The sequence below is a fragment of the Pseudidiomarina woesei genome, from assembly GCF_001418345.1.
Lineage (GTDB): Bacteria > Pseudomonadota > Gammaproteobacteria > Enterobacterales > Alteromonadaceae > Pseudidiomarina > Pseudidiomarina woesei.
Genome location: NZ_LIPW01000002.1, coordinates 170,994 through 184,161 on the forward strand (window position 1 = coordinate 170,994; position 13,168 = coordinate 184,161).

Annotated in this window: 10 protein-coding genes; all 10 read left to right on the plus strand. The window is 47.0% G+C overall.

Features of this window, described 5'->3' with window-relative positions; all coding sequences use genetic code 11:
* The first annotated feature begins 3 nt into the window (after window positions 1-3).
* The 10 genes from accA to ASC40_RS04975 all read left to right on the plus strand — a co-directional run bounded on the left by accA (window position 4) and on the right by ASC40_RS04975 (window position 13,165).
* The gene (accA, locus tag ASC40_RS04930; RefSeq protein ID WP_055438667.1) at window positions 4-960 is read left to right on the plus strand and encodes an acetyl-CoA carboxylase carboxyl transferase subunit alpha; all 957 of its coding nucleotides are present in this window, start codon (window positions 4-6) and stop codon (window positions 958-960) included.
* Window positions 947-1,969 carry a tRNA lysidine(34) synthetase TilS gene (gene tilS / locus ASC40_RS04935; RefSeq protein WP_055438668.1) on the plus strand — a complete coding sequence of 341 codons (1,023 nt, stop codon included), beginning with the start codon at window positions 947-949 and terminating at the stop codon, window positions 1,967-1,969. Before accA ends, tilS begins: the two co-directional genes overlap by 14 nt.
* Window positions 1,966-2,850, plus strand: coding sequence for a DMT family transporter (locus ASC40_RS04940; protein ID WP_055438669.1), 885 nt, complete (start codon window positions 1,966-1,968; stop codon window positions 2,848-2,850). Before tilS ends, ASC40_RS04940 begins: the two co-directional genes overlap by 4 nt.
* A 2-nt stretch (window positions 2,851-2,852) precedes the next feature.
* Window positions 2,853-4,502, plus strand: a complete 1,650-nt coding sequence (locus ASC40_RS04945) for a cation:proton antiporter (protein ID WP_055438670.1) — start codon at window positions 2,853-2,855, stop codon at window positions 4,500-4,502.
* 137 nt (window positions 4,503-4,639) lie between these two features.
* Window positions 4,640-5,857 (plus strand): efflux RND transporter periplasmic adaptor subunit, encoded by a 1,218-nt coding sequence (locus ASC40_RS04950; protein ID WP_055438671.1) that lies wholly within the window; start codon window positions 4,640-4,642, stop codon window positions 5,855-5,857.
* Window positions 5,850-9,026 (plus strand): efflux RND transporter permease subunit, encoded by a 3,177-nt coding sequence (locus tag ASC40_RS04955; protein ID WP_055438672.1) that lies wholly within the window; start codon window positions 5,850-5,852, stop codon window positions 9,024-9,026. Before ASC40_RS04950 ends, ASC40_RS04955 begins: the two co-directional genes overlap by 8 nt.
* Window positions 9,027-9,115: 89 nt before the next feature.
* A complete protein-coding gene (locus ASC40_RS04960) occupies window positions 9,116-9,847 on the plus strand; it encodes a DUF599 domain-containing protein (RefSeq protein WP_055438673.1) in 732 nt (243 codons plus the stop codon).
* A 68-nt stretch (window positions 9,848-9,915) separates the two neighbouring features.
* Window positions 9,916-10,902 (plus strand): succinylglutamate desuccinylase, encoded by a 987-nt coding sequence (gene astE, locus ASC40_RS04965; RefSeq protein WP_425415061.1) that lies wholly within the window; start codon window positions 9,916-9,918, stop codon window positions 10,900-10,902.
* Between the two features lie 86 nt (window positions 10,903-10,988).
* Window positions 10,989-12,188, plus strand: coding sequence for a thiamine pyrophosphate-dependent dehydrogenase E1 component subunit alpha (locus ASC40_RS04970; RefSeq protein WP_055438675.1), 1,200 nt, complete (start codon window positions 10,989-10,991; stop codon window positions 12,186-12,188).
* Window positions 12,188-13,165 (plus strand): alpha-ketoacid dehydrogenase subunit beta, encoded by a 978-nt coding sequence (locus ASC40_RS04975; RefSeq protein WP_055438676.1) that lies wholly within the window; start codon window positions 12,188-12,190, stop codon window positions 13,163-13,165. The genes ASC40_RS04970 and ASC40_RS04975 overlap by 1 nt, the downstream gene beginning before the upstream one ends.
* Window positions 13,166-13,168 lie beyond the last annotated feature (3 nt).

Sequence of the window (13,168 nt, forward strand, 5' to 3'; positions counted from 1 at the left end):
ATAATGAGTCTTAAATTTTTAGATTTTGAACAGCCCATTGCTGAGCTTCAAGCACAAATCGAAGAATTAAAAGCAGTAGGCGCAAAAGGCGACTTTGATATTTCCATTGAAGAGGAAATTGCTAAGCTGCAAGAAAAACGTGAGCAGCTGGTTGAGAAAATTTTTGGTGACCTTGGTGCTTGGCAAGTGGCGCAACTCGCTCGTCACCCATTGCGACCTTACACACTCGATTACATTAAGCACATGTTTGATGACTTTGATGAGCTAGCGGGCGACCGTACCTTTGCTAACGATGAAGCCATTGTTGGCGGAACCGCGCGTTTGAACGGCACACCGGTGATGATTATCGGTCATCAAAAAGGTCGTGAAACCAAAGAAAAAATTCGCCGTAACTTTGGTATGCCAAAGCCGGAAGGTTATCGCAAAGCCTTGCGTTTAATGGAAATGGCTGAACGCTTCAAAATGCCAATTATTACCTTTATTGATACACCGGGTGCCTACCCAGGTATTGGTGCTGAAGAACGTGGCCAGTCTGAAGCGATTGCCCGCAATTTGAAAGTGATGGCGCGCCTAAACACCCCAATTATTTGCACAGTTATTGGCGAAGGTGGCTCGGGTGGAGCTTTGGCGATTGGTGTGGGTGACCGTGTGAATATGCTGCAGTATTCAACGTACTCGGTTATTTCACCTGAAGGTTGTGCGTCTATTTTATGGAAAAGTGCCGAAAAAGCGCCATTAGCCGCTGAAGCCATGGGTGTTACCGCGCAGCGCTCAAAAGAACTTGGTTTAATTGACACCATTATTGCCGAACCCATTGGTGGTGCGCATCGCGACCATGAAGAAATGGCCCGGCGCTTGAAGAAGCAGTTACAGGCTGACCTTGATGCACTGGTAAATCTAGACAGCGCATCTCGTCTTGAGCAGCGTTATCAGAAATTAATGTCCTTTGGCTACTGTTAACAAACCTGTCGGGAGTCACGACACCAGTGACTCCCTTTACGCGTTATTCAAAAAGCGCTTGCTCACCCTACAATTAGCTGAGCAACAGCAACTTATTGCCTGCTTAGGCGGTGGCGCAGATTCACAAACCATTCTTGATTTGCTGGATCGCTTTCGCCACGATTTTCCGCATTATCGTTACCTTGCTATTCATCTTGACCATGCGTTTCACCCAAACTCAGACGAATGGGCACAAGGCTTAGTAGCAGATTGTCAACGGCGTGATTTCCCGATGCTGTGCGAAACCTTACCTGTAAAAACCGGAGCCCGTATTAGCAAGGAAGCGGCCGGTCGCGAAGCGCGTTATCAGCGTTTAAGTGAACTGGGCGAAAGCAACGCGGTGTTTTTGCTTGGCCAGCATCGCAACGATCAGATTGAAACGTTTTTATTGCAGTTAAAGCGCGGTGCTGGGCCCAAAGGTTTGGCGGCCATGGCACCTTTGTCGTTGCGTAATCAACAGCAATGGTTGCGTCCGTTATTGGATGTGAGTAAGCAAACCATTTACGACTATGCGCATGCACGCCAACTATTTTGGATTGAAGACGACACCAATTACGATACCGCAATAGAACGTAATTTTTTGCGCCACGATATTATTCCCAAACTTGAGCAGCGTTGGCCGCATTTTGGCGATGCGGTGCTACGCAGTGCGCAGTTGTGCGCAGAAACCCAAGGCTTGTTGGAGCAATTATTATCTGATCGGGTATCACCACATATAAACGCCGATGGCGCGTTAGCTACCCGTTGGTTAGCCGCAACCAGCCCCGACTTGCAGCGCGGCGTGCTGCGATATTGGCTGCAGAGTCAACAGGTACCTCTGCCTTCGTATGCGCAATTAGAGCAGTTGCGCACGCAAATGTTACACACCACCAATGACACGCAACCACAGGTATGTTGGGCGCAGTATTGCGTGGTACGTGAGGTTGCGGACAATAAAGATCGTTTATTACGGCTTATTTCACGGCCATGAAAGATCAACGAAAAGCCATTATCTACGCGCTAGCTGCGGTACTTTTATGGTCAACCGTTGCCACCGCATTCAAACTCGCCTTGCAATACGTAACCCCGTTGCAGTTATTATCGATAGCGGCAGTAAGCAGCCTGGCTGTATTTATAATTATTTTAACGTGGCAGCGACGTTGGCAAGAAACTTGGCAAGTCGGGCGAGCGCGAGTCGGCTTTTATATGTTGCAAGGCTTTATTAACCCAGCAGCGTATTACCTTGTTTTATTTGCTGCCTATAATCAGTTGCCCGCACAACAAGCACAGGCCATTAATTACACATGGGCCATAACCATGTCGCTGTTGGCGGTGCCATTACTTAAACAAAGTCTTAGTAAGAAAGAGCTATTGGCTATGCTATTGGCCTATGGCGGCGTTTTTCTAATTGCCACTGGCGGTAATTGGGACTTTAGCCAAACGAACTGGCTTGGCATTGGTTTGGCGTTGTTCAGCACTTTATTATGGGCCTGTTATTGGCTCATCAACACGAAAAATACCGATAAACCAGTACCGGCGTTATTTTGGTGTTTTATGTGGGGCACGTTGTGGTTGGTGCTGTTTAATGTGGTTCATGCCAGCTGGCATCAGCAACCATTGTTGCCAGATATTAATCCCAAGGGCCTATGGGCCGGTATCTACGTGGGTATTTTCGAAATGGGGTTAACTTTTTTCTTGTGGTTAACCGCCATGCGCTTAGCGACCAAAACCGCACAAATTTCTACCTTAATATTTCTAAGCCCGTTTGTTTCATTGCTGCTGATCTATTTTATACTCGGTGAAACAATTCAACTAACCACTATAATTGGCCTATCATTAATTTGTGTTGGTTTATATAGATTACGGGAGTAACCGTGTTAGATATCTACGCTGAGTTTACTTTACTGCTAGTTATAGCGTGTGGGTTAGGGCTTGTAGGCATGTTGCTGAAGCAACCGCTGATTGTGGCATTTATTGTTGCCGGCATTGTGGTTGGTCCTTCAGCACTAGATCTGGTAAACCATCACGCGCCAATTGCCTTATTGGCTAGCGTAGGTATTACGGTTCTGCTTTTTGTAGTGGGCTTGAAGCTAGATCTGCACTTAGTTCGACACCTTGGTCCGGTTGCTTTAGCAACGGGCTTAGGCCAACTATTATTTACCATTGTCTTTGGTTGGGGGCTGGGCCTATTACTCGGGCTGGGCATGCTTGAAGCGATTTATGTGGCGGTGGCACTTACCTTTTCTAGCACCATTATTGTGGTGAAATTGCTGGCCGATAAACGCGAAATTGACTCGCTGCATGGCCGCATTGCCATGGGTTTCTTAATTGTTCAAGACATTGCCGTGGTTATTGCCATGATGGCTATGGGAAGCGGCGGTGCGGCCAACGCCGACGTTGGTGTGTTCTTAATCATCGCTGAAATAGTTGCGAAGCTTATTGTTGCGGTGATTATGGTTGCATTGGCAATGAAGTTTATTTTGCCGTATTTACTGAAGCAAGTCGGTAAGTCGCAAGAGCTATTGCTATTATTTGCTATTGCTTGGGGTACGTTATTGGCTGCAAGTGGTGAGTATTTTGGATTTTCCAAAGAAGTCGGTGCATTTTTAGCCGGTTTTTCATTAGCTTCAACATCGTATCGTGAGGCCATTGGCGCGCGCCTTACCAGTTTGCGCGACTTTCTTTTGTTGTTCTTTTTCATAGAGCTTGGTAGCGCATTGGACATGGCGACGTTAGGTGATGCAGTGATACCTGCAATTGCCTTGTCATTATTTGTGTTAATTGGTAATCCGCTTATCGTAATGGCCATTATGGGCTACATGGGCTATCGCAAACGTACCGGCTTTATGGCTGGCTTAACCGTAGCCCAAATTAGTGAATTCTCGATAATTTTTATTGCTATGGGCATTTCGTTGGGGCACATACCGCAAGCGGCACTCGGTTTAGTTACGCTCGTTGGTTTAGTAACAATAGCGGCGTCAACCTACATGATTTTGTATTCGCGCCAGTTATACAACGTGTTTGAACCTTATTTAGACGTGTTTGAACGTAACAAACCGTTTCGTGAAATTAGCGACTCTGAACAGAGCCATGCAAATCTCAATAAAGGCCAAGTTATTGTTTTTGGTGCGGGGCGTTATGGAAAAAAATATGCCCTAAAACTTGCTGAAAATAAGGTCAATGTGATTGCGGTAGATTTTGACCCAGAAGTAACGCGCACAATTCATCATCCGCATATTGTTATGCGCTACGGAGATGCATCAGACCAAGAATTTATTGACTCCTTGCCGTTATCCACGGTGCATGCGGTGGTGTGTACCATTCCAGATATTGAAACTCAACTTATGTTGGTTGATGCGTTAAAGCAACATCACTTTAAAGGAAAAGTGGTGATTACTGCGCACCAACCGGGCACCCGTAAAGAGCTTGAATCCGCCGGCGTTGATGAAATATTTGTCCCTCTGCATGACGCTGCTGATCATGCGGCTGAAAAGATGCTTGATGAGCTTGCCGTACGTGTTTAAGTCACTGCGAAAGTTGGTATATTCTGCTGGCCATTTACAACTGCTAACACATTGTTACTAACGGATTTGACGACACTTCGTCATACTATATTCAGCAAATTATTTTTATATACTTTAACTGATGGAATCAGGACGTTATGGCCTTTAAGAAACGTGCACTTTTACCTCCTATTATTCTTGTTGTCGCGATTATACTGTTAATCCTCATGGTATCGTTACGGCCTCAGCCGCCGCAAAGAGCCAATGAGCGGCCTGCGGTGCTAGTGGAAGTGCTTGAAGTACAGCCAGAGAATATTCGTTTTGCTGTAGACGGGCAGGGCAATGTGCGTCCTAAACACATGACCAACCTAGTGACGCAAGTCAGCGGTCAAATTGTTGAAGTAGCAGATAACTTTGTTAACGGTGGCTTTTTCAATAAAGGCGATATGTTGGTTACCATTGACCCATCAGACTATCAAGTTGCGCTACAGAGCGCTAAAGCTTCGCTAGCGCAAGCCAAAGCAGCTTTAGCTGAAGAAAGCGCGCGTGCCAAAGTTGCTAAAGATGAGTGGGAATCACTGCAAATGGGCGAAATTCCTGCGTTAGGTATTCGTGAGCCACAAGTCGCTAGTGCGGTTGCAGCGGTGCAATCGGCCGAAGCTGCAGTAGCTAAAGCGCAACGAGACTTAGACCGCACTGTGATTCGTGCGCCTTATGACGGGTTGCTACAGAACAAAAATGTCGACATTGGCCAGTTTGTTTCAATGAACACGCAAGTAGGGGCTCTGTACAGCTCAGAAATTGCTGAAATTCGTGTGCCGTTAAGCGACCGTGACTTAGCCTATATTGACTTGCCAGATGCTAACCATGACGGTGCTAGCCCGCACGTTGCACTAAGCAGTGAGGTGGCTGGTGAGACCTATACTTGGCACGGCAACTTAGTGCGCAGTGAAGGCGTACTTGATCAAGATAGCCGCGTTATTTATGGTGTGGTAGAAGTTAAAGACCCCTATAACCGCAACGCCGACCAACACCCTGTGCCATTGCGCTTTGGGCGTTTTGTACAGTTAGTAATTGACGGTATTGAAGCGCAACAGGTGTATCGCATTCCACGTTACGCATTGTCAATTAACAACACCGTGTGGGTGGTTGATGACGAGCGCCGTTTGCAGCAACGAAATGTGAATATTGTCCGTGCTGAAGCGCAGCATGCGGTTATCAATGAAGGCCTCGAGCCTGGTGACTTGGTAGTACTGACACAGTTATCGAATGCGTTACCAAGTATGAAAGTGCGTATTCCTGGCGACCCTGTCATAGAAGGGGAAGAAAAGGCAGCACAAACCGCCACTGAAGTAGCAGGTAAAGACAATGACTAATTACGATATCGATCCTAAAAAAGGGATTATCTCGTGGTGGGCCAATAACTCAGTTGCTGCCAACCTGCTAATGGCGTTAATTATTATTACTGGGATATTCATGGTGGGGCAGGTGCGAAAGCAAATGTTCCCAGAAATTGAGCTGAATATTATCAGTGTGCAGGTTCCTTTTCCTGGCGCTGCTCCACAAGAAGTTGAACAAGGGGTGTTGGTTCGAATTGAAGATGCCATTGAAGACGTCAATGGTATTGAGCGCGTAACTTCGACAGCTCGCGAGGGCAATGGCTCGGTCTCGATTGAAGTAGAAAGTGGCTACGACGTGCAAGTTGTCATGGATGAAGTCAAAATGCTGATTGACGCAATTCCAAGCTTTCCCCAGCAAATTGAAAAACCCAATATTTATCGTATACGTCCTCAGCGTCAAGTTATCTGGATTAGCGTGTTTGGCGACATGAGCGAAATGTCGCAAAAAGAACTGGCAAAAGAGATCCGTGACGACATCAAAGACATAGGTGGTATTACCCGTGTCGAAGTGGTTGGCGCACGTGATTATGAAATATCGGTGGAAATATCAGAAGCTGATCTACAACGTTACAATTTAACTTTTCAGCAAGTGGTTAATGCCATTCGCGGTACTTCGTTAGATGTTGCTGGTGGTTCTATTCGTACGCCGAATGGCGATATATTGCTGCGTGCCAATAACCAAGCTTATCAGGGTGATGAGTTTGAACAAATTGTATTGATTAACCGCCCAGATGGCACGCGTTTGACATTAGGTGATATTGCCAAGGTTCAGGATGCGTTTATAGAACGGCGACGCTTTACGCAGTTTGATGGCAAAATGTCTACCTTCGTGCGGGTTGATTCAGTGGGTGATCAAAACGATCTACGCACAGCCGAAGTAGTCAAAAATTACATTGAACGCAAACAAAAAGAACTACCGCCAGAGGTAAAAATTGCGCACTGGGGTGACTCGTCTTATTACCTGCAAGGTCGACTAGACTTAATGATCGATAACATGCTGTTTGGTGGCGCGTTAGTATTCATTATGCTGGCGTTATTCTTACAGTTGCGTCTGGCATTTTGGGTCATGATTGGTATTCCGTTGTGTTTCTTGGGAACCATCGCCTTAATGCCGTTACCTATGTTTGATATTTCTATCAACATGATTTCGCTGTTTGGTTTTATCTTGGTGCTCGGGATAGTCGTCGACGATGCCATAGTCATAGGCGAGAGTGCGTATTCCGAAATTGAAGCCAATGGCAAGTCGATAGATAACGTTGTTATTGGTGCAAAAAAAGTCGCGATGCCAGCAACCTTTGGGGTGTTAACCACCATGGTTGCATTTATTCCAATGCTGATGGTTGAAGGCGGCATGGGGGCCATTTGGGAATCTATCGCGTGGGTGGTCATTCTGTGTTTGGCATTCTCATTAATTGAGTCGAAATTTATTTTGCCGGCGCACATTGCGCACATGAAGTTTTCCAAAACGGCGAACGAAAAGCAGAACGGCTTTCAGCGTGTGCGTAATAAAATTTCTCACGCGTTGCAGCACTTTGCGAAAACCTACTATCAGCCATTTTTGAAAAAGTGTCTGCACTATCGTTATACAACGTTAGCGGCGTTTATTGGTATGTTCATTTTGGCAATAGGCCTTATTGCCGGTGGTACCGTGCGTTGGGTGTTCTTCCCCAATATTCCAAGTGACTTTATTCAGGCTAACGTACAAATGCAGCCGGGAGCTTCAGAAGAGTCGACTATTCGCACGCTGCAAGCGGTGGAACAAGCGTTGCTAGACGTGGACCAAAAAGCTGAGCAAGAGAATGGTGAGAATATCATTAAGCACATTAACGTGTGGATGAACGGGTCCACCAGCGGTACCGTATTTGCGGAGTTAGAAAAAGGCGAAGACCGTAATTTAGATGGTTTTGCCATTATCAATAACTGGCGTGAAACAACACCTGAAATTGCTGGCGTAAAAGCGCTGAACTTCCAAGGGAGTATTGGCGGCGGTGGCGGCTTTGACGTCGAGTTCCAATTAACCGGTCAAGATCTCGAAGAGCTTGCTGCGGCAGCCACTATTTTGAAGCAAGACTTAGCGCAATTTGACGGGGTGTTTGATATTGAAGACACCTTTGGTGAGGGCAACGATGAGATTATTCTTGAGTTGAAACCCTTAGCCACCGCCATGGGCATTACCTTGCAAGAACTGGCAAGCCAAGTGCGCTATGCGTTCTACGGTGCTGAAGCTCAGCGTATTCAGCGCAATGACGAAGAAGTGAAAGTTATGGTGCGTTATCCGTTGTCTGAGCGCCAGTCGGTGGGCAACCTAGAAGACATGAAATTGCGCACAGCAGACGGCGCTTTGATACCCTTTACGGAGCTAGCCGATGTTCGCTTTGCCAAGGGGTATAATACTATCACTCGCATTAATCGTGAGCGCTCAGTGAATGTGCGTGCGCGAGTTGATAAAGACAAAGTGCAGCCGTTTGATATTGTCCGTCAGGTGCGCGAAAGTAAAATTCAGCCAATTCTTGATCGCTATCCATCAGTTGGGTTCCAGCTTGAGGGAGCCTCACAAGATGAAGCCGAAGCCACGAATTCTTTGGCGATTGGTTTTGTGTTGGCGTTATTTGCGATTTATGCGTTGATGGCTATTCCATTGAAGTCATATAGCCAACCGCTAATTATTATGTCGGTAATTCCATTTGGCATGATTGGTGCGGTGGTTGGTCATTGGCTGCTAGATATGCCAATTTCAATTCTTAGCTTGTTTGGTATTATTGCGCTAGCGGGGGTTGTGGTAAACGACTCCTTGGTTATGGTTGATTACGTCAATCGTGCTCGTGCGCAAGGGGAAAGCTTACGTAAAGCTGTCGCTGAGGCGGGTGTGGCACGTTTCCGCGCCATTATATTGACCTCGTTGACCACTTTCTTCGGGTTAGTGCCGATTGTGTTTGAAAAGAGTATGCAGGCCAAGCTTGTTATTCCAATGGCGATATCGCTAGCTTTTGGTATCTTGTTTGCCACGGTGATCACGCTACTCTTAGTGCCAAGCTTGTACTTAATTTTGAATGACACACGTCGTGGCGTGAAAACCATGCTGAGTTGGTATGGTCTGACCAAGCCCCCTGAACCGAAATCAGAACAACACAATTCAGTCACATAATGTTAAACTATTGACCTTACACTAATGAACGCCAACAACGATAAGTTGTTGGCGTTTACTGCACCAGCAGAGTCACGGGAAGGTCATACATGAATCTGGCACTTATCGATATTATCGCGCTAGTGTTTTTTGTTACTGTCTGGGTTACCTACACGCAATTTGCCCGTATTCGCGCGCGATCTACTTATAGCCTTTCGCATATTTTGCGGCAGTTGCGCATTGACTGGATGCGCACCTTAACTCGTAAAGAGCACCAAATTGCTGATGCCGCGTTACTTGGTAACGTTGAGCGCACCGTGACCTTTTTTGCTTCTTCAACCGTGCTGGTATTGGCTGGTGTTATTACGTTACTGGCTTCTGCCGATAAAGTGGTCGAAGTGCTGCAATCAATTCCTTACACCGCCGACACCGCCACCGATAAAGTACAATTCAAACTTGCGGTGCTGTCATTGTTATTTGTATTTGCGTTTTTTAAGTTTACTTGGTCGATTCGTCAATTTGGTTTTGTATCGGTACTGATGGGCGCTGCGCCTCAATACCGTTCAACGGACTTTACAGACGAGCAGCGCGAGATATTTGCGCGCCAAACAGCCAAGGTTATTGACCAAGCCGGCCATGAGTACAATAACGGTCTGCGCGCCTACTATTTTGCCTTGGCGTTTTTATGTTGGTTTATTCACCCGTATTTATTTATTGCCTCAACCGCTGTGGTGGTATTGGTGCTGTATCGTCGCGAATATCGTTCTAAAGTGCTACGTGCACTGCTTGCTACTAAAGGTTGGGAACCGGGCCCGATAACAGATAATGGAGATGCTTCGTGACCCTAGATGTCTTGCAATGGACCATTGCTGAGTACTTTCAACAAACTAAACAAGATTTGCCTGCTGAACTGCCAAGTGTGTTAGGGCCCTATGAAGGCCCATCGTTGATTGGTACAGCGCAGCGCGTGAACAGCGCCAGCGTTGAATTCTGGGATGCCGGAGTGATTGTGGTTGAGCCAGATGCGCCAGCCGGCAAAGATGTGGTTTTTTCGTGCGCCGTGCACGGTGACGAAACCGCGCCAATAGAAATGGTGCGTGACATGCTTCACGATATTCTGGCAGGCCAGCTAACGGTTAAGCAGCGTACCTTGTTTTTAATCGCAAATCCGGCTGCTATTGTGAATGGCACGCGCTTTGTGGATATGAACATGAACCGTTTGTTTAGCGGGGCGCATGCCAACGGTAATAGCCCTGAACATGCGCGAGCCGCGAAGATAGAACAATACGTCGGTCGGTTCTTTAAGCAACAGCAGCGTTTTCATTACGATTTACACACCGCTATTCGTGACTCTGCGCATGAAAAATTTGCGGTTTACCCCTTTACTCATGGTGCGCCCTACAAAAAGCAACAACTGACGTTTTTAGCCGAGTGTGGTGTCGATACCATTTTGTTGAATCAAGCGCCAACCACCACTTTTAGCTATTTTAGCGTGCGTGAGCATCAGGCTGATGCGTTTACGGTTGAACTTGGCAAAGTACGCCCATTTGGGCAGAACGACATGTCGCGGTTTGCCAAGGCCGATACCATGTTCCGTAAACTTATTGCTACAGAAACGCTGCAGCTACCAGAGTTCGATGCGTCGCGTCATCATATTTACGATGTGTGTCGTACCATAAATCGTACTGCACAGAATTTTGAATTGAATTTTCCTGATGACGTTGCCAATTTTACAGAGTTTGACACCGGCTTCGTGCTCGCGCGTGATGGCGAAACACCATACAGGGTTGAGCGGTCAGGTGAGCGCATTATTTTTCCGAATGCCCAAGTGGCAATTGGCCAGCGCGCTTTATTAACGGTTATTCCACTACCGGTTGAACAACTTGAACTGGTCTGATTTTTAACTTTTTATGACGCACGCTGTTTGCATGTCAGTTGACGTAAAGGTAAAGTGTGCGCAATTTTTCTTAGAACGAGAAAGTTATGGCGAAAGATAAACAACATCAGTTGGACATCGTCACCAAACCGCAGTTTATTGACGGTTCGGCGTTGAAGATTCCAATGCTACAGATCCTCGCTGAGGACGGTACCATTCGTAAAGGCGCAGAGCTGCCAGAAATGGACAAAGAGCTTGCCCTTAAAATTTTCGACACCATGCAGTTTATTCGCATTCTTGATGAGCGCATGATCGCTGCGCAGCGCCAAGGTCGAATTAGCTTCTATTTGTCATCGTTGGGCGAAGAAGCGGCCAGTATTGGCTCTGCTGCTGCACTTACTGACGGCGATATGATCATGGGCCAATACCGAGAGCAGGGCGCTTTGGCGTTCCGCGGCTTTACGGTGGAGCAGTTCATGAACCAGTTGTTCTCAAACGAGCGCGACTTAGGCAAAGGCCGCCAAATGCCGGTGCATTATGGCTGTGCCGAGCTAAACTTTATGACCATTGCGTCACCGTTGGCTACGCAAATTCCACAAGCCACCGGCTATGCCTATGGCCAAAAAATGGATAAAACAGGCAACTGTACCATTTGTTACTTTGGCGAAGGTGCCGCTTCTGAAGGCGACTTCCACGCCGCATTGAACATGGCTGCTGTTTACAAAGTACCGGCCATTTTCTTCTGCCGTAACAACGGTTATGCCATTTCAACCCCATCGCAAGGTGAGCAGTATGCTGGTGACGGCATTGCGCCACGTGGTGTTGCGTATGGCATGAAGACCATTCGGGTTGACGGCAATGACGTATTTGCTGTGTACCAAGCCACACAATTGGCACGTAAATTAGCGGTTGAAGAAAACGAGCCAGTGCTCATTGAAGGCATGAGCTACCGTATGGCGGGGCACTCAACCTCAGATGACCCTACCGGCTACCGTACCCGCGACGAAGAAGACGCATGGCGCGCGAAAGACCCTGTGGTACGTTTCCAAAAATGGCTGCAAGCGCAAGGTTGGATCAGCGAAGACGAAGCGCAAAAGAATTACGACGAGAAAAAAGCAGCTGTGCTCGCTGCGTTGAAGTCTGCTGAAACCGTGCCGGTGCCGCATATTGATGAAATTATTGAAGACGTGTACGACACGCCACCGCCACACTTGAAGAAGCAGCTTGAGGCGCTAAAAGCGCACATTCGCAAGTATCCGGAAGCTTATCCGAAAACAGCGTCGCGTATTGATGGAGGTGACAAGTAATGGCCAAGATGAACCTATTACAAGCCATCAATAACGCACTTGATATTGCGATGGCAAAACATGACAACGTATATAGCTTTGGTGAAGACACTGGTGCCTTTGGTGGCGTATTCCGCGCAACCTCTGGCTTAACTGAGAAATATGGTCGTCATCGTAACTTTAATACGCCGTTAGTTGAGCAAGGTATTTTGGGCTTTGCCAACGGTTTAGCTTCTCAAGGGAGCTATGCGGTTGCTGAAATTCAGTTTGGCGACTATATCTTCCCAGCGTTTGACCAAATTGTGAATGAGTCAGCGAAATTCCGTTATCGCTCTGGTAATGAATTTAACGTCGGTGGTTTAACCATTCGTACGCCATACGGCGGTGGTATTGCTGGTGGTCACTATCATTCGCAGTCACCAGAAGCATACTTTGCTCACACGCCGGGCTTGAAAATTGTTATGCCACGTAACCCATACATGGCAAAAGGCTTATTGTTAAGCGCAATTTTCGATAAAAACCCAGTGTTATTTATGGAGCCTAAACGTTTATACCGTGCATCGGTTGGTGAAGTTCCAGAAGAAGAGTACACACTTGAGCTTGGCAAAGCTGACGTGGTGAAAGAAGGTAAAGACATCACTGTGCTGGCCTGGGGTGCGCAAGTTGAAATGGCTGAAAAGGCCGCAGAAATGGCGGCTGAAGACGGTATCGACTGTGAAGTAATTGATTTGGTTAGCATCTTGCCATGGGACGTAGAAACCGTCGCTGAATCTGTGCGTAAAACAGGTCGCTTAGTGATCACGCAAGAAGCACCGATTACGGGTGGTTTTGCCAGTGAAGTAGCAGCAACGATTCAAGACGAGTGCTTCTTGTACCTTGAGTCGCCAATTGCGCGCGTGTGTGGCTTGGATACCCCGTATCCATTGAGCCATGAAAAAGAGTACTTCACTGACCACTTGAAAGTTTACGAAGCGATTAAAGCTTCGATGACCTACTAAGAG

Excerpts from the sequence above, each read along its gene's own strand:
- ASC40_RS04960 (WP_055438673.1), top strand. The coding sequence starts at position 9,116 with ATGAATCTGGCACTTATCGATATTATCGCGCTAGTGTTTTTTGTTACT.
- ASC40_RS04950 (WP_055438671.1), top strand. The coding sequence starts at position 4,640 with ATGGCCTTTAAGAAACGTGCACTTTTACCTCCTATTATTCTTGTTGTC.
- ASC40_RS04970 (WP_055438675.1), top strand. The coding sequence starts at position 10,989 with ATGGCGAAAGATAAACAACATCAGTTGGACATCGTCACCAAACCGCAG.
- accA (WP_055438667.1), top strand. The coding sequence starts at position 4 with ATGAGTCTTAAATTTTTAGATTTTGAACAGCCCATTGCTGAGCTTCAA.
- ASC40_RS04940 (WP_055438669.1), top strand. The coding sequence starts at position 1,966 with ATGAAAGATCAACGAAAAGCCATTATCTACGCGCTAGCTGCGGTACTT.
- ASC40_RS04975 (WP_055438676.1), top strand. The coding sequence starts at position 12,188 with ATGGCCAAGATGAACCTATTACAAGCCATCAATAACGCACTTGATATT.
- ASC40_RS04955 (WP_055438672.1), top strand. The coding sequence starts at position 5,850 with ATGACTAATTACGATATCGATCCTAAAAAAGGGATTATCTCGTGGTGG.